The sequence below is a fragment of the Roseateles sp. So40a genome, assembly GCF_048081605.1.
Taxonomy (GTDB): Bacteria; Pseudomonadota; Gammaproteobacteria; order Burkholderiales; family Burkholderiaceae_C; genus Roseateles.
The window spans coordinates 363,451-385,544 of record NZ_CP182288.1 but is presented as its reverse complement, the minus strand read 5'-3'; the positions used below and the strand labels follow the sequence as shown (position 1 = coordinate 385,544).

21 protein-coding genes are annotated in these 22,094 nt (G+C 70.7%); 5 read left to right on the top strand and 16 right to left on the bottom strand.

The features are described 5' to 3' along the window. The first annotated feature begins 62 nt into the window (after nt 1-62). A complete protein-coding gene (locus ACNI65_RS01690; RefSeq protein ID WP_416760817.1) occupies nt 63-233 on the top strand; it encodes a hypothetical protein in 171 nt (56 codons plus the stop codon). A 154-nt stretch (nt 234-387) separates the two neighbouring features. Here the strand turns inward: ACNI65_RS01690 and ACNI65_RS01685 are convergent, their stop codons facing one another. The 7 genes from ACNI65_RS01685 to phnD form a co-directional block, all read right to left on the bottom strand. Then, complete coding sequence (locus tag ACNI65_RS01685; RefSeq protein WP_416763545.1) at nt 388-1,299, bottom strand: NAD(P)-dependent oxidoreductase; 912 nt, start codon at nt 1,297-1,299, stop codon at nt 388-390. 411 nt (nt 1,300-1,710) lie between these two features. Continuing rightward, nucleotides 1,711-2,358, bottom strand: coding sequence for a glutathione S-transferase family protein (locus tag ACNI65_RS01680; RefSeq protein ID WP_416760816.1), 648 nt, complete (start codon nt 2,356-2,358; stop codon nt 1,711-1,713). Between the two features lie 34 nt (nt 2,359-2,392). Further along, nucleotides 2,393-3,244, bottom strand: a complete 852-nt coding sequence (phnX, locus tag ACNI65_RS01675) for a phosphonoacetaldehyde hydrolase (RefSeq protein ID WP_416760815.1) — start codon at nt 3,242-3,244, stop codon at nt 2,393-2,395. Continuing rightward, entirely contained in the window at nt 3,241-4,365 is a 1,125-nt protein-coding gene (psrA, locus tag ACNI65_RS01670; RefSeq protein ID WP_416760814.1) for an iron-containing alcohol dehydrogenase PsrA, read from the bottom strand. The genes phnX and psrA overlap by 4 nt, the downstream gene beginning before the upstream one ends. A gap of 16 nt (nt 4,366-4,381) precedes the next feature. Continuing rightward, nucleotides 4,382-5,230, bottom strand: coding sequence for a phosphonate ABC transporter, permease protein PhnE (phnE, locus tag ACNI65_RS01665; protein ID WP_416760813.1), 849 nt, complete (start codon nt 5,228-5,230; stop codon nt 4,382-4,384). Continuing rightward, nucleotides 5,227-6,045 (bottom strand): phosphonate ABC transporter ATP-binding protein, encoded by an 819-nt coding sequence (gene phnC, locus ACNI65_RS01660; RefSeq protein ID WP_416760812.1) that lies wholly within the window; start codon nt 6,043-6,045, stop codon nt 5,227-5,229. The genes phnE and phnC overlap by 4 nt, the downstream gene beginning before the upstream one ends. Continuing rightward, nucleotides 6,042-6,947, bottom strand: a complete 906-nt coding sequence (gene phnD / locus ACNI65_RS01655) for a phosphonate ABC transporter substrate-binding protein (protein ID WP_416760811.1) — start codon at nt 6,945-6,947, stop codon at nt 6,042-6,044. The genes phnC and phnD overlap by 4 nt, the downstream gene beginning before the upstream one ends. A gap of 197 nt (nt 6,948-7,144) precedes the next feature. On the opposite strand from phnD, the gene ACNI65_RS01650 reads away from it, so the two are divergent. The 4 genes from ACNI65_RS01650 (at nt 7,145) to ACNI65_RS01635 (ending at nt 12,252) form a co-directional block, all read left to right on the top strand. Continuing rightward, complete coding sequence (locus tag ACNI65_RS01650; protein WP_416760810.1) at nt 7,145-8,011, top strand: LysR substrate-binding domain-containing protein; 867 nt, start codon at nt 7,145-7,147, stop codon at nt 8,009-8,011. Nucleotides 8,012-8,137: 126 nt separating this feature from the next. Then, a complete protein-coding gene (locus ACNI65_RS01645; RefSeq protein WP_416760809.1) occupies nt 8,138-9,865 on the top strand; it encodes an ABC transporter permease in 1,728 nt (575 codons plus the stop codon). A 10-nt stretch (nt 9,866-9,875) separates the two neighbouring features. Beyond that, on the top strand, nt 9,876-11,195 hold the full coding sequence (locus ACNI65_RS01640) for a nitrate/sulfonate/bicarbonate ABC transporter ATP-binding protein (protein ID WP_416760808.1): 1,320 nt from the start codon (nt 9,876-9,878) through the stop codon (nt 11,193-11,195). Nucleotides 11,196-11,346: 151 nt separating this feature from the next. Beyond that, the gene (locus tag ACNI65_RS01635; protein ID WP_416760807.1) at nt 11,347-12,252 is read left to right on the top strand and encodes a HEAT repeat domain-containing protein; all 906 of its coding nucleotides are present in this window, start codon (nt 11,347-11,349) and stop codon (nt 12,250-12,252) included. On the opposite strand, the gene ACNI65_RS01630 is transcribed toward ACNI65_RS01635, so the two are convergent. From ACNI65_RS01630 to ACNI65_RS01590, 9 genes are all read right to left on the bottom strand, one after another. Further along, nucleotides 12,239-12,766 (bottom strand): spore coat U domain-containing protein, encoded by a 528-nt coding sequence (locus ACNI65_RS01630; RefSeq protein WP_416760806.1) that lies wholly within the window; start codon nt 12,764-12,766, stop codon nt 12,239-12,241. The genes ACNI65_RS01635 and ACNI65_RS01630 overlap by 14 nt on opposite strands. After that, nucleotides 12,763-15,192 carry a fimbria/pilus outer membrane usher protein gene (locus tag ACNI65_RS01625; protein WP_416760805.1) on the bottom strand — a complete coding sequence of 810 codons (2,430 nt, stop codon included), beginning with the start codon at nt 15,190-15,192 and terminating at the stop codon, nt 12,763-12,765. The genes ACNI65_RS01630 and ACNI65_RS01625 overlap by 4 nt, the downstream gene beginning before the upstream one ends. Nucleotides 15,193-15,202: 10 nt before the next feature. Next, the gene (locus ACNI65_RS01620; RefSeq protein WP_416760804.1) at nt 15,203-15,961 is read right to left on the bottom strand and encodes a molecular chaperone; all 759 of its coding nucleotides are present in this window, start codon (nt 15,959-15,961) and stop codon (nt 15,203-15,205) included. A gap of 15 nt (nt 15,962-15,976) precedes the next feature. Beyond that, nucleotides 15,977-16,480 carry a spore coat U domain-containing protein gene (locus ACNI65_RS01615; RefSeq protein ID WP_416760803.1) on the bottom strand — a complete coding sequence of 168 codons (504 nt, stop codon included), beginning with the start codon at nt 16,478-16,480 and terminating at the stop codon, nt 15,977-15,979. A gap of 10 nt (nt 16,481-16,490) precedes the next feature. Further along, complete coding sequence (locus tag ACNI65_RS01610; protein WP_416760802.1) at nt 16,491-17,375, bottom strand: response regulator; 885 nt, start codon at nt 17,373-17,375, stop codon at nt 16,491-16,493. A gap of 155 nt (nt 17,376-17,530) precedes the next feature. After that, nucleotides 17,531-18,169, bottom strand: coding sequence for a response regulator (locus ACNI65_RS01605; protein WP_416760801.1), 639 nt, complete (start codon nt 18,167-18,169; stop codon nt 17,531-17,533). Next, nucleotides 18,150-19,601 (bottom strand): CHASE3 domain-containing protein, encoded by a 1,452-nt coding sequence (locus ACNI65_RS01600; RefSeq protein ID WP_416760800.1) that lies wholly within the window; start codon nt 19,599-19,601, stop codon nt 18,150-18,152. Before ACNI65_RS01600 ends, ACNI65_RS01605 begins: the two co-directional genes overlap by 20 nt. Before the next feature lie 336 nt (nt 19,602-19,937). Next, nucleotides 19,938-20,996 carry an alpha/beta hydrolase family protein gene (locus ACNI65_RS01595; protein WP_416760799.1) on the bottom strand — a complete coding sequence of 353 codons (1,059 nt, stop codon included), beginning with the start codon at nt 20,994-20,996 and terminating at the stop codon, nt 19,938-19,940. Next, nucleotides 20,996-22,054 carry a GGDEF domain-containing protein gene (locus ACNI65_RS01590; protein ID WP_416760798.1) on the bottom strand — a complete coding sequence of 353 codons (1,059 nt, stop codon included), beginning with the start codon at nt 22,052-22,054 and terminating at the stop codon, nt 20,996-20,998. The genes ACNI65_RS01595 and ACNI65_RS01590 overlap by 1 nt, the downstream gene beginning before the upstream one ends. Nucleotides 22,055-22,094 lie beyond the last annotated feature (40 nt).

Here is a 22,094-nt window from a genome sequence, read left to right as displayed (position 1 = left end):
AAAGAGGCCGTGGGGGCCGTGGCGCGGCGCGCACAATCCGGCGCTTCCCTGTTGAATACTGTATGGGCATACAGTACATTTCCATCCATCGCAGCCACTTCCGGCTGCAGCAGGAGATGGCAATGCAGATGCTCAAGCAAACGGTCTGGACCTCGTTGAACAACGCGGATGCCTGGGTGGTCTGCATCGGCGTCATGTCCTGCCTGGGCTTGGCGACCGGCCTGCTGGGCTGACCAACAGCCCATCATCGGTCGCCTTCCTCGTTCCGTACGCGGAGCCGGGTCCCCTGTCGAGGGGACCTTTCTTTTCAGTTCTCGTTTTTCAGTTCTCAAGTACTTTGTCCGCTGCCTCTCCCCGAGGCCGCGGACATTTTTTTGGGCGCCCGGATCAGAGCGGCGTGAGCACCGGCTCACCGGCTTCCCAGCGCCGGGCGTTCTCCAGGAACACATCCACCGTGGCCTGGACCGACTCCGGCGACCAGCCCGCGATGTGCGGCGTGAGGATCACGTTCGGGAAGCCGAGCAGCGCCTCGGGCGGCTTGGGTTCGGATTCGTAGACGTCCAGCGCGGCGCCCCCCAGCTCGCCGGCGGCCAGGGCCGCGGCCAGCGCGGCCGTGTCGACGAGGCTGCCCCGGGCGATGTTGACGACATGCCCCTGCGGGCCGAGCGCCTTCAGCACCTCGGCGTTGACCATGTGTTTCGTCGCGGGACCGCCGGGCGCGGCGACGACCAGGAAGTCCGCCCATTGCGCGAGCTTCACCGGCGAGTCGAAGAACGGGCAGCCCAGCGCGTCGTGGCGCTCGCGGCGGTTGTGATAACCGACCTCCATGTCGAAGGCCAGCGCGCGCTTGGCGATGCGCAGGCCGATCGTGCCCAGGCCCAGGATGCCGAGCTTGCGCCCGTTGACGCTGGGACGCAGCGGCAGCGCGTCGCGCCACACGCCGGCGCGCAGCGCGGTTTCCTGCTGCGGGAGCGCGCGGACCGAGGCCAGCAGCAGCGCCATCGCGTGGTCGGCGACGCAGGAATCGTTGGTGCCGGCGCCGTTCCACAGCGTCAGGCCGCGCGCCTTGGCGGCGGGCAGGTCGATGGCTTCGTAGCCAGCGCCCTGGGCGGCCGCCACGCGCAGGTTCGGCATCGCGGCGATCTCGTCGGCGCGCAGGCCGACGGCACCGATGGTCAGCACCAGCTCGATCGTGGCGCCGTGCTGCGCGATGGCTTGCGCGCGTGACTCGGCGGTGGGCGCGTAGATCACGTCGAAGCGCTGGCGGATCTGCGCCAGGTGTTCCTCCGCCGTGGGCATCAGCACCAGCAACTGGCGGCGCGAAGTGGTCGGAGAAGCGGAAGAGGGATTGGCGGACACGGCGACCTCATGGACTGGGACTTCGCCGTCGATGATAGGAGCGCCCTTCCCTGCCGGCCCCAGCGCGCGGACGCGCTTCGCACGTCAGCGCGATGTACTGCGACGGCCACTGGCCCTCACCCCTGCCCTCTCCCGCAAGCGGGCGAGGGAGTTCGCAGCGCGCCAGCCGATCGCCCTCTCCTGCGAAGCGGGAGAGGGAGGGGTGAGGGCTCTGGGCAGGGCTCGCTGTCAGGCACGAGCCCTCACCCCTGCCCCTCTCCCGCTTCGCGGGCGAGGGGGAACTCCGTCACTCGTCGTTCGCGGGGAAGGGGGAACTCCGTCACTCGTCGTTCGCGGGGAAGGGGAACTCCGTCACTCGTCATCAAGCGGGAATCGCGCGCGCCAGAACGCTTGCAGCCGAGGCTCCGCATCGACGCGTCGCACCACCGGCGTCATGCGCGGCGCCACTTGCTCGAATCGCTCGCGCCACGGCCCGAAACGCGACACCACCGTCACGTACAGATCCAGCACGCTCAGCCGATCGCCGAGCAGGTAATCGCTCGGCCCGTCCGGCATGACCTGCGCATCCATCACGCTCCAGCAGAACGCGATGCGCTCATGGACCGCATCGACCACCGCCTCGCGCTGCTCGGGCCGCGCGCCGACGCGCGTCACGTCGGGCTTGATCCAGTGCAGCGAGTAGATCGCCGAGGACACGAACACCATCCAGCGCAGGAACTCCGACCGCCGCGGATGATCGATGCCCGGCGCGAGCCCCGCCTCCGGATGCGTGTCGGCCAGATGGATCAGGATCGCCGCGCTCTCCGTCATCACGCGACCGTCGCCGTCCACGAGCGTCGGGATCTGCCGCATCGGGTTGGTCCCGCCGACACGCGCCCGGGCGGCCTCGGTCTCCCAGGTCGCGCCCTCGATGAGGTCGAAGTCGATGCCCAGCAGCGTCAACGCTGCCTCGACCGCGGTGGAGCCTGAGGCGGCCGATCCGAAGAGTGTGAGTCCCATCAGGCGAGTGTCGTCGAACTCGCCCGCCGCGGGATCACGGCCGCTCGCCGCGGCCCATCCGCGCGTCGATCTCCGCGAGCGCCTTCGGCAGTTGCGCCACCGAGTCGATCACCAGATGCGCGCCCGACGCCACCAGCCGCCGCGTGGCAGCCTCGCGCCTGGCCGCGACTTCCGCGTCCGGCAGCGCCTGCAACTGCGCGAGCGTCAACCCGGTCTCGTTGCCCGACAGGCTCAGACCCACGGTCCACATCCCCGCGCGACGGCCTTCCTCGATGCCGGGCGTCGTGTCGTCGACCTTCACGCAGGCGCGCACATCGCCGATGCCCAGCGCGAGCACGTTGGCCAGCGCCATGAACGGCCCCGGACGACCGCCGGCCGCGAGCTCATCACCGGCCACGACGTGATCGGCCCACACGCCGTCGGCGCGCGCCTGCGGCAACAGCACGTCCAGCACCTGGCGCGGATACCCCGAGCACGAGCCGATCTTCAGCCCCGCCCCGCGCAGCGCGGCCAGCATCTCGACGGCCCCGGGGATCGGCGCCGAGTAGCGCCCCACGTGCTCGATCTGCATCGGCATGAAACGCTCGTAGATCGCGTCGATGTCGGCATCGCCCGGCGGGCGGCCGAAACGCGCCGTCCACTGGGCACGCAGGCCGGCGTGCTCGAGCAGCGTGCGGATGTGATCGCGCTTGGACAGCCCCATCGGGCCGCGCGCCTCGTCGAGCGTCAACGTGATGCCGAAGCTCGCGAAGGCGTCCACGAAGATCTGCGTCGGCGCGAGCGAGCCGTGATCGACCAGCGTGCCGGCCCAGTCGAAGACGACCGCCTGCAGATGCGGATAGGGCGAAGCGGTCATGGGAGTCGGGGTCATGGGAGTCGGGTTCATGCGTGTGCCTGGATGAAGTTGCGTCCGCGGGGGCCGCGCAGCGCGTGCGCGACGCGCGTGTCCCAGTCCTCGGGCGCGATGCCGTAATCGGCGGGATCGGTGGAAACGCCCAGCGCGGCGAGGAAGCGCTCGAGCGCCGCGACGGCGCCCTCGACGTCGCCGGCCGGGAAGATCGACAGCAACTGCGCGTCCAGCGCCGCGTCGCGGCCCAGCGCCAGCCGCATCACGCGCGGCAGGCTGAAGGAACACGCGATGCCATGCGCCGTGCCGCGCGCCAGCGTGATGTCGTAGGACAGCGAATGCGCGAGCGCGGTACGCGTGTTGGAGAACGCCAGCCCCGCCTGCAGCGCCGCGGTGGCCAGCGTCTCGCGCAGGTCGAGCCGTCGCGGCTCGCGCAGCAGCGCCGGCAACGTCGCCACGATTGCGCGTGCCGCGCTCACCGCCAGGCTCGCCGACACCGGGTTGCGGTGCACGTTCCACAGCGACTCCAGCGCATGCGACAGCGCGTCCAGCCCGCTGGCCAGCGTCGCCATCGGCGGCAGGCTCACCATCAACGACGCGTCGACGATCGCGGCCTCGGGCCAGGTCCAGGGCAGGTGCAGCGAATGCTTGCGCGCGCGGTCCGCGTCCCAGAGCGTCGCCCAGGGCGTGACCTCGCTGCCGGTGCCCGCAGTGGTCGGGATGGCGATCAACGCGCGATGCCGCTGCTCATCGAGCTTCTCGGGCCGACCGGCCGGCAGCGGCGCCGCCTTCGGATCGATGAGGTGATCCAGCAGCTCATCGAAACGGCCCGAGGGCGTCGCGGTCAGCATCGCCTTGGCCGCGTCGATGCTGCTGCCGCCGCCCAGCGCGATCACGCAGCGCGCGCCGCGGTGATCGCGCCACAGCCGCTCGTACAGCGGCGCGAGCCAGCGCACGTCGGGATTGGGGCGGATGTCGGTCTCGACCGCGACAAGCCGCGCGCCGAGCAGCCCGCGCACCTGGCCGACGAGCCCGAGCGGCTCCGCCTCGGGGAAGGCGATCAGCAGCGCGTCGCGCTCGCCCACCAGCGCGGGCAGTTGCGACAGCGCGCCGATGCCGGCCCGCACGTCGACGGGGTTATGGAAGGTCCACGGGGTCATGACGAGGTCCTCGCGTTCAATGCCGGCCGGCGTCCTGGATCGCGCGGCGCAGCCGGCTCGACACCAGGTCGGCGCTGACCACCATCGCCGTGATGACGAGGATGCAGGTCGCCGTCTCGGGGTACTTGAAGAGCTTCAGGCTGCCCACGAGTTCGAAGCCGAGACCGCCCGCGCCGACCATGCCCAGCACCGTGGCCGAGCGCAGGTTGACCTCGAAGCGATAGAGCACGACCGCGATCCACGCGGTGACCACCTGCGGCAGCACGCCGAAGGCGATCACCTGCAGCGGGCGCGCGCCCGTGGCGCGCAGCGCCTCGAGCGGCCCGTCGTCGATCTCCTCGATCGCCTCGGCGAAGAACTTGCCCAGCATGCCCGCGCCATGCACGGCCAGCGCCAGCACGCCCGGGAACGGGCCGAGTCCGACGGCCGACACGAACACCAGCGCCAGGATCAGCTCGTTGATGCTGCGCGTCACGTTCAGGCCCTGGCGCGTCAGGTGATACAGCCAGCGCGGCCCCTGCAGGTTGCGCGCGGCGAGGAAGGCGAACGGGATCGCGCCGACGACGCCCAGCAGCGTGCCCCACACGGCGATCTGCACGGTCTCCAGCGCCGGCGCCCACAGCCGCTCCAGGATGCGCCAGTCGGGCGGCCAGGTCCGGCCGAGGAAGTCGGCGATCTGCGGCAGGCCGTTGGCCAGCTCCGTGGGGCTCAGCTGCGCGCCCTTCGCGCTCCACTGCAGCGCCCACAGGCCCGCGACCATCAGCGCGAGCAGCTTCGTCCATCCGCCCGGCGTCGTGGGCAGCGCGACCAGCCAGCGCGTGCGATCGCGCGCGGCGCCTTCCAGCGCGCTCATGCTCGTGCTCATGCGGCACTCCTTTGCTCGTGAGCCGCCACCGGCTCGATGAGATGCAGCCCGGCATGACCGCCCTGGCTGCCCTGTCCGCCTTGGCCGGCATAAAGCGCGTCGAGCTCCGCCTCGGTGACCTCCTCGGACAGTCGGTCGAAGAGCACGCGCCCCTGCGACAAGCCGACGATGCGATCGCCGAATTCGCGCGCGTAGTCGACCTGATGCAGGTTGCACACCACGGTGATGCCGAGCTCGCGACAGGCCTGCTTCAGATAGCCGAGCGCCTGACGCGCGGTGTGCGGGTCCAGGCTCGCGACGGGCTCGTCGGCGAGAATCACCTGCGGGCGCTGCGCCAACGCGCGCGCGATGCCCACGCGCTGCCGCTGGCCGCCCGACAGCGCATCGGTGCGCGAGGCCGCCTTGTGCGCGAGCCCGACGCGCTCCAGGCACGCGGTGGCCAGCGCGATGTCGGACGCGCGGAACAGCTGCAGCACCGAGCGCCAGACCGGCACCGCGCCGAGCCGGCCGGTGAGCACGTTCTTCAGCACGCTCAGGCGGGGCACGAGCTGGTGATGCTGGAACACCATCGCCACGCGCCGGCGCAGCTCGCGCAGCTCGCTCGCGCGATCGGCGGCGTGCGCGTCCAGGCCGGCGACCGTCATCGTGCCGCCGTCGGCGGCGACCAGCCGGTTCATGCATCGCAGCAGCGTGGACTTGCCCGCGCCGGACGGGCCGAGCACGACGAGGAACTCGCCGGGCCGCACGTCCAGGTCCACGCCGCGCAGCACGGCGTTGTCGCCGAAGCGCTTGGTGACGCCGCGCAGCGCGATCACTTCATGCTCCGCAGGTCGAGCTTGAGCACCTTGGCGGTGTCACGCACGACGTCATAGGCGGCGTCGCTGGTCGGCTGGAAGCCGTTGAGCACGCCCTGATCGCCCCACTTCACGTCCTTGAGGTTGGCCAGCGCCTTGGCGAGCTTGTCCTTGAGCGCGGGATCGAGGTCCTTGCGCCAGACCATCGGCGATTCGGGGATGGGCTTGGACGACCACAGCACGACGAAGTCGTCCTGCCTGACGGTGCCCTTGGCGACGGCGCTGGCGAAGATGCGGTCCGCGACGGCGGCCGCGTCGACCTTCTTGTTGGCCACGGCCAGGATGCTGGCGTCATGCGAGCCGGAGAACAGCACCCGGCCGAAGTAGCTGTCGGGGTCCAGGCCCGTCTGCTGCAGGCCGGCCTTGGGGAACAGGTGGCCCGAGGCGGAACTCGGATCGACGAAGGCGAAGTTGCGGCCCTTGAGCTCGGCGACGCTGCGCAGGCCGCTGTCCTTGCGCGCGAGGATCACGCTCTTGTAGGCACTCTGTCCGGTCTTCTTGGTCACCGCGACGGAGAAGGCCTCGACGTTGGCCACCGAGCTCGCCAGCACGTAGGAGAACGGCCCGAGGTAGGCCACGTCCAGCTTCTTCGCGCGCAGCGCCTCGATCACGCCGTTGTAGTCGGTGGCCACGAAGGGCTTCACCGGGATGCCCAGCTGCTGCTGGAGCGCGTCCAGCACCTGGCGGCTGGATTCGATCATCGCCTGCGAGTCCTCGGCGGGGATCAGGCCGATGGTCAGCACCTGCGGCTGCTGGGCGAAGGCCGCCGGCGCTCCCGCGGCGCCGATGGTCAGGGCCAGGGCGGCGCGCAGCGCGACGCGACGCGAGGGGGACAGCGAGGTGGTGGACCGAAGCTGGGACATGGCGGCATCCAGGGGTGGTGAGCGGATGCGGCGAATTCTGGGAAGCTTGTGTGACAGCCCATCCATCGAGGCGATCTGGAATTCATCAGCCATCCATTCATGCGATCTATGGATCGCAGCCCCGGCGCTGTCACGGGACCGTCACGCCATTGATCGAGGATGCCCCGATCCACCCCCTCCATCGATCGTCTCTATCCATGTCGGCCGCCAAGCTCCGCGCCTTCCTCGCCGTCGCCCGCCATGGCAGCTTCAGCGCCGCGGCGCGGGCGCTGGGGCTCTCCCAGCCCACCCTGACCACGCAGGTGCAGGGGCTGGAGCAGCAGCACAAGGTGGAGCTCTTCCACCGCCGCGGCCACCGCATCGAGCTCACCAGCGTCGGCCATCAGCTGCTGCCGCTCGCGCGACAGCTCGCGGCGCTGGAGGTCGAGGCCTACAACCTGCTGCACGACTGCGGCGAGCTCACGCGCGGTCAGCTCAAGCTCGGCGCGGTCGGCCCCTTCCACGTCATCGAGATGGTCGATGCCTACCGCCAGCAGTACCCCAAGGTCGACGTCTCGATCCGCCTGGGCAACTCGGCGCAGGTCTTCGGCGACCTGGAGAACTACGTGATCGACGTGGGCGTGCTCGCGCGCTTCCACGACGCGCCCGGCTTCGAGACCATGCCCTACGCGCGTCACGCGATCATCCTGTTCGTGCACAACGAGCACCCTTTCGCCTCGCGCGGCAGCGTGTCGTTGCAGGAGCTCGCCGAGCAGCCGCTGCTGCAGCGCGAGGACGGCTCCAGCACGCGCCGGGCGCTGGAGTCCGCGATGCGTCAGGCGGGCCTCGCACCGCGCGTGGCCATGGAGATCGGCAGCCGCGAGGCGCTGCGGGAAGCGGCCGCGCGCGGCATCGGCATCGGCGTGGTGTCCGAGGCGGAGTTCATCCCCGACGCGCGGTTCCGGCCGGTGCGCATCGAGGGTGACCCGGCCTTCACCGAGACCCACCTGTACTGCCTGAAGGAGCGGCGCGACAGCCTGCTGCTGAGCTCCTTCTTCGAGGTGGCGCAGACGCTGCGGCGCTGACAGACTCGGGCCAGACACCGGACAGGTTTCTGAAGGGCGCCCCAGGCATCCTGCGAGCCTTCGCGCGGGGGGCCCCAGGGGGTCGTCTGTTCCCTGGAATCCATGCAGGACGAGAAAGCCACGCTCATGGACCGCCGCCAATTCTTTCCCCGCCCCGTAGTCGAGGCGGGCACGAACCGCTGGGACTGGGCGCTGCTGCCGCTGGTGCTGGCCCTGCTGGTGCTGCTCGCCTACGGCGCGGCGCAGATGGCGCGCCCGTTCGCGCTGGGCGACCCGCTGCCGCTGTCGCTCGACCCGTCCCACCTGCCCTACTACCTGCTGCGCACCAACCTGCGCATGCTGGCGGCGATGGTGCTGGCGCTGCTCTTCAGCGCGGTCTTCGCGGTGCTCGCCGCCAAGGTCCGCGCCGCGGAGAAGGTGCTGGTGCCGATGCTCGACATCCTGCAGTCCATCCCCATCCTGGGCTTCCTGTCGATTACGGTGACCGGCTTCATCGCGCTGTTCCCCGGCAACCTGCTCGGCGTGGAGTGCGCGGCCATCTTCGCGATCTTCACCTCGCAGGCCTGGAACATGGCCTTCAGCCTGTACCAGTCGCTGCGCACGGTGCCCTCGGAACTGGACGAGGCCGCGCGCGTGTTCCAGCTCTCGGGCTGGCAGCGCTTCTGGCGGCTGGAGCTGCCCTTCGCGATGCCCGGGCTGCTGTGGAACATGATGATGTCGATGTCCGGCGGCTGGTTCTTCGTCGTCGCGTCGGAGGCGATCTCGGTCTCCGACCAGAGCATCAAGCTGCCCGGCGTCGGCTCCTACATCGCCCTGGCGATCGAGGCCCGCGACCTCGGCGCCATCGGCTGGGCGATCGTCGCGATGCTCGTGGGCATCGTGCTCTACGACCAGCTGGTGTTCCGGCCGCTGGTGGCGTGGGCGGACAAGTTCCGCTTCGAGGACAGCGGCACCGACAACGCGCCCCACTCGTGGATGCTGAACTGGCTGCGCCGCACCGCGTTCACGCGTCGCGCGGCGGCCTGGACGGTCGATCGGCTCGAGGGCAGCCTGGTGTGGTTCCGCCGGCATCACGACGGGACTTCGATCCGCGCGCGCCCGCGCATCGCCAGCGCGACCTGGACCCGCGCCTGGGACGCGGTGATCGCCGCGGCGGTGATGGTGGCGCTGTACCACCTGATCCGCTTCGTGCATTCGGAGGTGGGCTGGGCCGAGGCGGGTCACGTCTTCGGCCTGGGCCTGCTGACGCTGGTGCGGGTGCTGGTGCTGATCGCGCTGGCGGCGCTGGTGTGGGTGCCGGTGGGCATCTGGATCGGCATGAATCCGCGCTGGTCCGGCCGGCTGCAGGCGGTGGCGCAGTTCCTGGCGGCCTTCCCGGCGAACCTGCTGTTCCCGGTGGTGGTCGTGCTGATCGTGAAATGGAAGCTGAACCCCGACGTGTGGCTGTCGCCGCTGATGATCTTCGGCACGCAGTGGTACCTGCTGTTCAACGTCATCGCGGGGGCGTCCAACATCCCGGCCGAGCTGCGACACGCGGCGCGCAACCTGGGCCTGAGCGGCTGGCTGAAATGGCGGCGCTACCTGCTGCCGGCGGTGTTCCCGAGCTTCGTGACCGGTGCCATCACCGCCAGCGGCGGCTCGTGGAACGCGAGCATCGTGGCCGAGTACGTCTCCTGGGGCGACACGACGCTCAAGGCGCACGGCCTGGGCAGCTACATCGCGGAGATGACCGCGCGGGGCGACTTCCCGCGGATCGCGCTGGGCATCGGCGTGATGTGCATCTTCGTGATGGGCCTGAATCACTTCGTCTGGCGCCGCCTGTACCGGCTGGCCGAGGACCGCATGCATCTGTGAGGAGCACGGCATGAGCGCATCCATCATCGAACTCCACGGCGTGGGCAAGCAGTTCCGCTCCGCCGACGGCCATCCGCGGCCCGTGCTGGCGGACGTCGATTTCAATCTGCGCGAGGGCGAGATCGTCGCGCTGCTGGGCCAGTCGGGCTCGGGCAAGAGCACGCTGCTGCGCCTGATGGCGGGGCTGGTGCCGGCCGATGCCGGTCAGCTGCGGTATCGCGGCCAGCCGCTGTCGGGGCCCGCGCGCGGCGTGAGCATGGTGTTCCAGTCCTTCGCGCTGTTCCCGTGGCTGACGGTGCAGCAGAACGTCGAGATCGGGCTGGAGGCGCGCGGCGTGCCCAGGGCCGAGCGCGCGGCCAAGGCCGAGGCGGCGATCGCGCTGATCGGGCTGAGCGGCTTCGAGGGCGCGCTGCCGCGCGAGCTGTCCGGCGGCATGCGCCAGCGCGTGGGCATCGCGCGCGCGCTGGTGACGGAGCCCGACGTGCTGCTGATGGATGAGGCCTTCTCGGCGCTGGACGTGCTGACCGGCGAGCGGCTGCGCGAGGACATCCTCGAGCTGTGGGACGGCGGGCACATGCCGACGCGGGCGATGCTGGTGGTGTCGCACAACATCGAGGAGGCCGTGATGATGGCCGACCGCGTGCTGATCTTCGCGAGCGACCCGGGGCGCATCCGCTGCCAGCTGTCGGTGCAGCTGCCGCGGCCGCGCGATCCGGAGAGCGCCGATGTGCGCGCGCTGATCGACGAGGTGTACGCGCTGATGACGGCCGGCGCGACGCGGCCGGGGCGCGCGGCGGGATCGGTGGATGCGGTCGCGCCGCCGGCGCCGCTGGCTGAGCGCTTGCCCGCGGCGGATGTGGCGCGGATGGACGGGCTGCTGGAGCTGCTCGTGGATCCGCCCTTCGACGGGCGCGCGGATCTGCCGCAGCTGTGCGAGGAGGCGGGGCTGCCGGATTCGGAGTTGCTGCCGGTGGCGCATGCGCTGGCGCGGCTGGGGCTGGCGCAGCTCGACAGCGGTGATCTGCAGTTGACGCCGCTGGGGCGGCGGTATGTGGAGGGGTCGCATGGGTTGCGGCGGGATCTCTTCGGGCAGCAGCTGATGGCGCATGTGCCGTTGATCGCACACATCCGCCACAGCCTGGAGCAGGAACCCAGCGGGGAGATGCCCGACAAGCCGGTGTTGCGGCTGCTCAGCGAGCATCTGGACGATGCGGAGGCCGACGCGGTGCTGCAGACGGCGGTCACCTGGGCGCGGCATGGCGAGGTGTTCGAGTACGACTACAACACCGGGGCGCTGAGGCTGCCGACCGGCGACGAGCTTGCGGGATAGCCCCTCGCCCGCGTAGCGGGAGAGGGGTTGGGGTGAGGGCTCGTGGCAGGGCACGGAGGCCTTCAAAGAGCCCTCACCCCCGCCCTCTCCCGCTCCGCGGGAGAGGGGGTCAATCCATTAGAGTCGGGCGATCGCGTCTTCGAGTCCTCCGATGAAACGCTTGGCCCGTCACCGGTTGAAGTCCTTCAGCGATGAACGCCTGATCCGCCACGCGCTGCGCCACTGGCATGCCGATGCCGGCTGGCGCGCGATCCAGGCGCTGCATCTGCGCGGCTCACCCGCGTTGCTCGAGACGATCACCGCGATGAGCACCAGCCCGCGCGCCCGGCGCCGCGCCGTCGCACTCGCCATCGCCGGTCAGCTGATGCATCGCGCGCCCGAGAAGGCCGATGAACACGGCGATCCCGGCAATCAGGGCGATCATCACGATCCCGCCTCACTCACCCCCCGCTACGAGATGCACGCCGAATCCGCCACGCAGCAGTTGCTGCTGCGCGGCCTGGCCGATCCGCATCCCGACGTCGTCCGCGCCGCCGTGCTCGGCCTGGGCCATCGCCCGCATGGGGCGAGCGTCGACGCGCTGTTGCGGCTGGCCTCAAGCACCGATCGCCAGATGCGCTGGCAGGTCGCGGTCGCGCTGGGCTCCTACGAGGAACCCGAGGCCATCGCCGGGCTGATCCGGCTCAGCGCCGATTCCTCCGACGACGTCCGCGACTGGGCCACCTTCGGCCTGGGCTCGCTGCGTGACGACGACTCGCCCGAGATCCGCGCCGCGCTGCGCCGCAACCTCGACGACCCCGACCTCGACGTGCGCGGCGAGGCGCTCGTCGGTCTCGCGCGTCGCCGCGAGGACGGGCTCGTGGAGCGGCTCATCGCCCGGCTCACGCCCGACTGCCACGTCTACGAGCTCGATGCGGCCGAGGCCCTCGCCGATCCGCGGCTGGTCGGGCCGCTGCGCGCGCTTGCCGATGCCCGGACTTCAGGCGCGGCCGATCCCTATTGGCGCGAACGCCTGCAGGACGCCCTCGACGCCTGCGTGCCCTTCACTGGTACGTGAGCGTCACGCTGACCGAATCAACGTACGGCCCGCCCGGGATCGTCGTCACCTGCCGCCCAGGAATGCGGCCATACACCGTGTAGACCAGGCCCGGCGACAGCCCCAGCGCGTCCAGCAGCAGACCGCCCGCGACCAGCGTGCCGGTCGTGCCATCGCCCCACACCGTCGTGTACGTGTTGTCGATGTACAGGTTGTAGTTGAGCCTGTTGGCGCCGAAGGCCAGCGAGCGGTTGGTGATGCTCGACCCGCCGCCCTGGTTCAGCGCGATCGTGAACGGCACGAGCAGCCCGGCCACGCCGCCACACTTCACCGTCACCGTGCCCGTCGAGTCGGTGTTGCCGTAGGCCAGCGGGTTGTAGTTGGCGAACAGCACCGAGGTCGTCGTCACCGTGCAGCTGCACAGCGCCGGCACGCACAACGCATGCGCCGACGGTGCCGCCCCGATCAGCGCCAGCCACGGCAACAGCCTCCATCCTCCCGCCCGCCAGGAGATCCGCCGCATGACTCGTTTCATGGTTGCTCCTTCTCTGGTTTCGTCGTCGGCGCGGCGCCCCGCCACGCGCTCATCTTGCGGCACACCACCGTGCCGAGATCGGGCAGCTCGGTGGCCTTCTCCGGCAGACGCAGCTCGAGCCGGCACGGCGCGGCGTCCTCGCGATGGGCCATCACGTCGCTCACCGCGTTCGCGCCATCGGCCAGCCCGGTGACGAAGGCGCGCCCGTCCAGCCCCATCGGGAAGGACCGCCGCGAGCCCGCCACGCGCAGCTCGGTGCCGGGCGGCAACGGCTCGCCGGCCTCGTCGACGACCCGGAAGGTCGCCGTGCGGCTGTGCACGATGGGAAAGCGGATCAGCGCCGCGCGCCGCGCCGCCGGCATCACGCGCAGCTCCAGCGCCTCGATTTCCGCGTCCAGCGGCAGATCGTCCGCGACCACGCCCACGCGATTGACCTGATACCCGCGCAGCGCCGGCAGGAAGGCCCGGCCCTGCGCGTCGGTGCGCGCCACCGGCTGATTGTCGTGGAGGATGCGCACATTGGGCTGCTCATCGACCTGCACCACCGCGAAGCCGCCGTCGATGCGCCGGCTCGCGTAGGCACTGCCGTCCATGTAGGCCAGGCCGCCGCTGGCCCCCAGCCGCACATCGGTCTTGCCCGCCAGCCGCGACACGCCGCCATCCAGCGCGATCTTGTTGCTCTGCCACTGCGCCTGCGCCTGCTGACGGCCATTGGATTCGGCCAGCAGCTGATACCCCACGCCCTCGCCGATCGGCGGGTTGCTCTGCAGCTGGACCTGCCACACGTCGCGCGACTCCTGCCCGCCGCCGCGCTGGCCCTGCCACGCGGTGGACAGGCTCTTGTTGTGGTCCAGCAGCAGGCTCCAGAACACGGAGATCGCCGTGCCGCCACCATTGCCGGCCTTCAGCGCGGACAGGCCGAAGAAGCCCCAGTTGCCCAGGCCGCGGCTCGCATTGAAGGACCAGAGCTTGTTGGCGACCTGCAGCTGACCGGTCGGCGCGGGCCGCTGCGGCGCGCCCTGGTTCACGAACCCGACGCCCAGTCCCCATTGCTTCCACGACGTGCCGATGGACCCCGACACGCTCCACTTCGGCGACACCGGATTGCCCAGCTGCGTGAAGCCCGCCGACGCGCGCTTGACCTGCACGCCGCCGCTCCAGTCCATGCCCTGTCGCTCCACGCCCAGCGTGAGCAGCCCGCCGCGACGCGCCTCGGGATCGTCACTGCGGCTGGCCACGCCCGCCAGGCTCAGCGTGCCCAGCGCGGGGAAGAGCCACAACCCCGTCGCGCCCATCGCCTGCTGGCGCCGCGTGACCTCGCCGCGCCATTCCTGCGTGAAGGTCGGTGTCACGCCGTTGCGCCAGGTGCCCGCGACCATCGCGCGGCCGTATCGGTTGCTCTCGGTGCCGTAGTTCAGCCGCAGGAAACCGGTCTCGATGCTGTAGGCCGACAGCCCCGGCTTGAGCAGCGACGGGCTGATGTAGTACGGCTGCACCACGACCTGCTCGCGCCCGAGCAGGTCCCGCACCACGGTGCGGATCTCCCCCTGGCCGGTGACCACCGGCAGGTCGCTGATGTCGAAGGGACCGGGCTGCACGCGGCCCTGCAGCCGCTGGCTGTTGTTGACGAAGACGTCCACCGTCGAGGGCAAGGCCGCCTCGCCGCGCAGCGTCGGCAGCGGGAAGCTCAGGAAGCCCGGCCGCAGCGAGAAGTCGGTGCTCCACTGCACGCCGCCGAATCGCATCGCCTGGCCCCAGGTGCCCGGCTGCGCCACGCTGTCGCCCAGCCGCCAGCTGGTGAGGTGCTCGGGGCGGTCCATGGTCCAGCGCGTGTCCAGGCGCACCCAGCCGCCGGCCTGTCCGCTGCGGTAGAGCTGCTGATGGCTGAGGTCGCCCGCGGGCGTCAGCACGCCGACTTCCGACACGCCGTCCACGTTGCCGCTGCCGCCCACGCGCGACTGCCACTGCAGGTCGTAGTTGACGTAGGCCCCGAAGCTCGCCGGCAGCGTGACCTGCGTGGCGGCGCGCGCCACCTCGATCTGCTGGTCGGAGAAGGCCTGCGGCGGCGCGTCGATCTCCAGCGTCTGGCTGAGCTCCTCGACCCGCCAGCGCATCAGCTCCGCGGGCCCGTCGCCGAGGATCATGTGCAGCTCGCCGTCGATCATGCGTGGCGGCAGCGAGGGCGGGCGGAACTTGAGCTCGGCCCACAGGTCCTGCGGAATCGCCAGGCCCTCGGGCACCCGCACCGCGCGCACCGTCTGCGGCTGCGCGATGCCGTTGATCTTGAGCCCGAGCAGCAGCGTCTCGCCGAAGCGCGGCGCCTGCGCCAGCGCGGCGGCCGGGTCGGAGGCGGCCGGCGCGGGCGCGGCTGGAGGCGCCTGGGCCTGGGCCACGGCCGTCATGCACACGCAGACGGCCGCGGGCATCAGGCGTGCATCACTTGCCCGGCGCACCGGTGACCTGCTGCAGTCCCTGGTCCGTCATGATCTGCACCGACGAGGGCGGCCCCGCCGGCGTGGGAATCCGATAGCTGCGCTGCTCGCCGGGGAAGACCACGCTCTGCGCGCCCGGCACCACCATGGACTTCACCTCGCCGTTGGCGCCGGTGATGCGCAGCTCGCTCACCTTCACATGCACGTTGCCCGCGTTGGTCACCGTGGCCACCGTCTCGCCGCTGGACGCGCGCTGCACGCTCCAGCTCGCATCGCGCCGCACCTGGTTGGGCGCGACATACACCGGCACGCGCAGCGCCACCAGCACGCGCACCGCGCCGGTCACCTGCGCGTCGGCGCCGGTGCGCGGTGTCGGCACCTCGCGCAGCACCATGCGATACGTCGCTTCCTGCTGCAGATCGGGCGGACGCCGCAGGCCCACGCGCAGCACCTGCACCTGGCCGGGCTGCAGCTGGAAGATCGGCGGATTGACCAGCAGGTCGGTGGTCGGGCCGTCGACGTCCTGGCCGTTCTCGCGCGTCCAGCGGATGCCCTCGGCCTGCATCGTCACCGGCTCGGTGCCGTTGTTCTGGACCTGCACCGTGGCGCGGTCGTTGCTGCGGTCCAGCCGCACGTTGACCGGCATGATGCTCACATCGGCCGCCCGCGCCACCGGCGCGACGCAGGTCGCCGCCAATGCCGCCAGGAACGCCAGGACCGCCCGCCACCTCCTGGACGTCCACTCGCCTCGGATCGTGTTCATCGGCTTGTCTCCCGCTCAATAGGTGACCGTCACCGTCACCGTGTCGGTGTAGGTCCCCGGCACCGTGCCGGTCAGACTGGGAATGCGTCCGTAGATGGTCACGTTCTGCAGGCCGCCCGACCCCGTGCCGCTGTAGACCGAGCTGCCGGTGCCGTTGCCCCAGACCTGCGTGTAGCCGTTGTCCACGTACAGCTGGTACGCCAGCGTGTACGCGCCGTTGGCCATCTTGCGATTGAGGAAGTTGGTGATGCCGCCCGCGTTGACACCTGCGCTCAGCGCCACGGTGTAGGGCGTGGTGGCGGTGCACTCGATCGTCAGCGTCGAGCTGCCGGTCACCGCGGCGCCGCTGATCGGATTGATCGCGCTGCCGAAAGCCAGGGTGTTGCCCGAGACGTTGCAGGCCGTGGTGACCGTCGTCTGCGAGGTGAGCGAGTTGGTCGCCGTGCCGGCCCACGCGGACGCGACCGGCACGGCGAGCAGTGTCAGAAGGAGGAGATGCGTGTCCTGGCGGCTCCGCATGCGTGTCCTGTCAATGCACCACGGCGCTTCCCCTTTCGGGCAACCGCGAGCCATGGGCCCGGGCTTCCGCCAGGATCAGGAGTCCGCGCGCGGAGATCGCGTCGCGGGGATACAGAGCGACGCCGACATGGCTGTCCAGCCGTACCTCGTGGCCGCCCAGGTCGAAGGGACGCGAGAGCGCCTCGCGGATGCGCTCGCCCATGGCCTCGGCGTCCTGCGCCGATCCGGCGCGCGAGACCACCAGCGCGAACTGCTCGTTGGCATGGCGGGCGAGCAGGTCCGCCGGCCCGGCGCAACCCGACAGCCGCCGGCCGATCTCCACCAGCACCGGCGCAGCCGCCTGCACGCCCTGGCTGCGCAGGAGCGACTCCAGGCCCTTGAGCACCACCACCGTGACGGCCACCTTGCCGGCCTCGGCGTTGACCATGCGCAGCACCTGGTCCAGCCGCTCGAGCAGCGCGACCTGCCCCAGCAGGCCCGTGGCGCTGTCGCGCAGCAGCGGCGACGGCCGCGATTGCCGGCCCGTGGCGCGCTCGCTCTGCAGCAGCTCGTCCAGGTCGCCGAACAGCGTCTCCAGGCCGCTGCCCTTGTCGTAGAAGCCGTCGGCGCCGGCCTGCATGCACATGTCCTTGTAGGCGTCCATCGCGTGATGCGTGAGCATCAGGATGCGGCCCTGGAAGCCCTTGCGGCGCAGCGCCCGCAGCACGTCCACGCCGGTGCCCACCAGCAGCGTCATGTCCAGCAGCACCGTGTCGGGCTGCAGCCAGTCGATCAGCGCGATCGCCTGCGGCGCGGAATCCGCCTCGCCCACCACGCGCACGCCGGGCATGTCCTCGAGACGCCGGGCAAGGAGCCGGCGGATGGCCGACGAATCCTCGACGAGAAAGATATCCATGGGGAGAAGCTCCGGATCGCTGCGGCGACTGGTTGTCACCGCCTGTCCGGCATCTTGCGCCCGCCCCCCCGCGCGCAGCAGCAGGCCCGCCCGCAAGCTGGTGTCGGGGTCCGTCCGCAGGGTTTGTCGGGCGATCACCTACACGCTCCCGCCGCTCACTGGATGTCCGTCAGCCCGTGCTGGACGCAGTATTTCGTCAGCTCGGTGTTGTTGCGCCAGCCCGTCTTCTCGAGGATGCGCGCCCGGTAGGTGCCCACGGTCTTGGCTGACAGGTGCATCGTGTCGGCGATCTCCGCCGGGGTCTTGCCCGCGGCGATCAGCAGCATCACGCGGTGCTCCTGCGCCGAGAGCTGCTCGTGCGCGAGCTGTCCCGGCGTGGCCCCGCTCAGCAGGCCCAGCAGGTGGTCCGCCATCGCCGCCGTGACGTAGCGCCCGCCCTGCAGCAGCCGCTGCAAGGCCACGACGAGCTCCTCGGTCGCCTTGTCCTTGGGCAGGTAGCCCGACACCCCCATCTGCAGCAGGCGCGCGGCGTAGGCGGACTCCGCGTTCAGGCTCAGCACCAGCACCGGCACGCCCTTGAGCGCGCGCAGCATGCGGCTGGCGCCCTCGGTCCCGCTCGCGTCGGGCAGGGACAGGTCCAGCACCAGCGCGTCGGGTTTGTTGGCCAGGCCCAGCTGCAGGCCCTCGGCGATGGTCGACGCCTCGTCGAGCACCGCGGACGGCCAGTGGCCCTGGATCAACTGCTTGACCCCGAGCCGCATGATCGGGTGGTCATCAACGATCAGAAACCTCATCCCAGCCCTCCTCTTTCTCCGGAGCCGCGCCGATGCCGCCCGCGGCACCGTCCGTCGTCCCCGATCCGTCCCCGCCCTCACCCGCGCCCAGCGGCACGCGCACCTCGATGCGTGTGCCGCGCTGGGGCGCCGGCCCGAACGTCATCTCGCCGCCAGCCAGCACGGCGCGCTCCCGCATGTTCCTCAGGCCCGACGCGTCAGCCCGCACCTGGCCCGGACCCACGCCGTCATCCTCGATCAGCAGCCGATACGCCCCGTCCTCGACGCGGGACTGGATCGTCAGCTGATGCGCCTGCGCATGGCGCAGCACATTGGTCGCCGCTTCCTGCAGCAGCCGGAACAGCTGGTTGTGCTGCTCCGTCGTCAACTCGTCGTCGGGTCCGAGGTCCAGGTCGATGATCAGCTCGCTCTGGCGCTGCAGGGTCTGCGCGTAATGCTGCACCGCGGCGGACAGCCCGAAGTCGTCCAGCAGCGGCGGACGCAGCGTGTGGGCGATGCGCCGCGCGGCGTTGATGACCTCGTCGGCGATGGTCAGCATCTCGTCGTGCATCGGGTCCTTGGCCGGCGCGAGCTTGCGCGCCATCGACAGCGTCAGCATCTTCGCCGCCGTGCCCAATTGGCCGAGCTGGTCGTGCACCTCGCGGGCCAGGCTGCGGCGTTCGGCCTCGACGCTGCGGTCCAGTTCCGCGGCGAAGCTCTGGATGCGGCTCAGCGCCTCGCGCAGTTCGCGGGTGCGCTCGGCGACAGCGCTTTCCAACTGAGCGTGGCTGTCGCGCAAGGCGCGTTCCGCGCTGTCGCGCCGTTCGCGTTCGATCCACAACGCGGCCATCGCCGCGGCCACGAGCAGCCCGCCCGCCAGCGGCAGCACCTGCGCGAGCAGCGTCGTCTCGCGCGTCTGCACCACCACGTCGGATTCGATGCGGTCGATGCGCTGCTGCTGCAGCGATTTCAGGCGGGCCAACTCGCCGCGGATCTCATCCATCAGCTGCTTGCCCGCCACGTAGGCCTGGCGGTCCTTCAGCGCTGACTCGCCGATCTTCCAGCGGCTCTCGACCTGCGCCTCAACCTGCCGGCGGCGTTCGGCGATGACGCGGTCCAGGCGCAGGAACGCGGCGTCCTGCCGATCACCGGAGCGTGCCAGCGCGTCCTTGAGATCGGCGTAGCTCGCGTCGAGGTCGCGCTGCGCGCGTTCATACGGCTGCAGGAATGCCGCATCGCCGGTGATCAGGAAACCGCGCGTGCCGGTCTCCAGATCGATCAGCAGGCCATTGAGGTCGGAGATCAACTGCTGGGTGCGCAAGGCATGCGCGCGGCCAGCCTCCTGGCGCGTGAGTTCGCCCAGGCTGCGATATTCCCCATAGGCGGTGGCCACGAAGGCGACGCAGCCGGCCAGCAACAGGCCCGCAGCCACCGGAAAGGTCAGCAAGCGCATTGAAGGTCCGGGCTCCCTTGCCCGTGTTCGTACAACCCTATGGACCGCGCGATCAAGCGATGACAACTCCGCGCCGGTCCACCCCACTGCATTCGCATCCCGCGACCCTCGGTCGCGCCTCTCTCGCTCGCTCCATCAGGAGCCGCATGACCGCCGCTCTGTGGCGACGGTTCACAAGTGCCTAACGCTAGAGGCGTCGCGTGGGAAAAGCAAGTCCCTGCTCACGTGCCACGTCCCAGGAAAGCCACGTTGTCGGCACGGACTGGCACTTCGCGTGCCGGATGGCGTATGCGAGCGGGGTCAGGCGTTGCGCCGCACGGGTTGCTGAAAGCGCCTTCACGGCGCCTGCCAGCGCGCCAGCAAGGCGCCATGGCGCGTGCGCCAGTCCCGCAGCGGGGCTTCGTCGCCATCGAGCACCAGGCGCAGATAAGCGAGGCTGAGCTCGCTGGTCGCCGCCTTGACCTTGGGGTTGAGCTCCAGCCCGCCCGTGTTCATCCGGTCGGTGAAGATGCTGTGCGAGCCGCCGCTGAACATCGCCAGCGCCTTGCGCGGACCGCCGATCGCGTCGAACAGCGCCACGCGGTCCGACGGGCCGCTGTAGTAGCCGGGGATGGTGATCTCGTCGTCGGTGGCGCTGATGTGCAGCGTGGGGATCGCGATGCGCGACAGGATGGGCGCCGGATCGCCTTCGCCGTAGAACGGCGGCGCGGAGATCAGGATCGCCGCGCGGAAGCGCGCGTCGGCCATCGCCGGCAGCGGCGCGCCCGCACCGAGCATCCCGCTCGCCGCGGGAACCTGCGCGCCGGCCAGCAGCAGGCTGGTGTTGGCGCCGTAGGAATGTCCGGCGATCGCCAGGCGCGTCGTGTCCAGGCGCGCTGCCAGCGGGCCGGCCAGCAGCTGATCCAGCGCGAAGCGCACGTCCTGCGTGCGCTCGATGGCCTCGCCGGGCTGCGCCGCCTGCTGCAGCCGGCGCACCAGCGTCAGCGAGTTGGACCAGCCGAATCCGCCCGCCCACAGCCGCCGATCGCTGCCGATGTGCTGCACATGCATCGCCACGACGCCATGCGCCGCCCAGTAGCTGCCGAGGTAGCTGTAGCCGCGGCGCGAGCCGCCCATGCCATGCGAGAACACGACCACCGGCCAGCCGGCCGCGGGCGCCGCGCCGCTGGGCCAGTACACGCGCACCGGCACGGCGCGGTCGCGCGCGGGGTCGGACCAGTCGAAGTCCTGCCAGAGGTGACTGCCGTCGGCGGCGCGTTGCTCGCCGCTGGCGGCGGGCACGTCGGGACCGGTGACGGGGGGTGGGCTGGCGCAGCCGATCGTGAGCGCGGCCACCACCGACAGCGTCAGCGCCGCGGCCGCCGCGCGCCATCGACGCGTGGCCGGCGAGCGCATCAGAACAGCTCGACGTCGCTCAGGTGCGCGGCTTCCGCCATCTGGCCCTGCGCGACCAGCGTCGCATGGCTCTGCACCTGGTTCCGGCCGGCGCCCTTGGCGTGATAGACCGCCTTGTCGGCGCGCTCGAACGCCGCGGCCGGCGAGTCGCCGCCGCGGATCTGCGTGAAGCCGATGCTCACCGTGATGCGGCCCACCTGCGGGAAGGCGTACTGCGCGGTGTTGAGCCGGAAACGCTCGAACGCGTGAGCCGCGTCCTCCTCGTCCTCGCAGCGCATCAGCACGACGAATTCCTCGCCGCCGAAGCGATACAGCAGGTCGTTGAAGCGGAAGCTGCTGCGCATCAGCCGCGACAGCAGCAGCAGCACCTCGTCGCCGATCAGGTGACCGAAGCGGTCGTTGATCGACTTGAAGTGGTCGATGTCGATGACGCCGATCCAGTAGCGCGGATGCACCGCGGCATGGCGGCGGTCCTGGCCCTGCTCGTCCGACTCGATCACTTCCACCGCCTTGTGGCGGGGCAGCTCGGAGACCGCCTTCAGGAAGCTCTCGTCGAAGGTCTTGCGATTGAGCAGGCCGGTCAGCGTGTCGCGCTCGCTGTAGTCCAGCAGGCCCTGGAAGTTGTGATAAATCCGCAGCACGCTGGTGACCATGCGCTGCGCCTCGGCCTTGAGCCGGCGCGCCGTGTGCAGCTCCAGCACGCCGACGACCTCGCGCTCGGTGGCCAGCGGGAACAAGGTGACCCACTCCTCGCCTTCGCGCTGCTGCAGCACGCTGCGCTGCGACAGGCACTCGAGGCGGCGGGGATGTTCATCCAGCTTGGGCAGCCGGTCGGGATCGACCCAGAGCGAGTCGGCGGTGGCGACCGCGTCGCCGGCGCTGAGCCGGGCGCGGGTGAGCCAGCGTTGATGGCCGGGCTCGCCGACGCAGCGGTAGATCGCCACGGCGGCCGTCGGGCCGCTGAGCAGATCGCGCAGCGCGGTGACCAGCGTGACGTCCATGACGTCGCGGTCACGGAAGCCCGTCAGCTCGGCAAGATGGTCGACAACCCCGGACATGGTGTGCTCAGCAGCGTGGAAGGATGATCCAGGCGCCGGT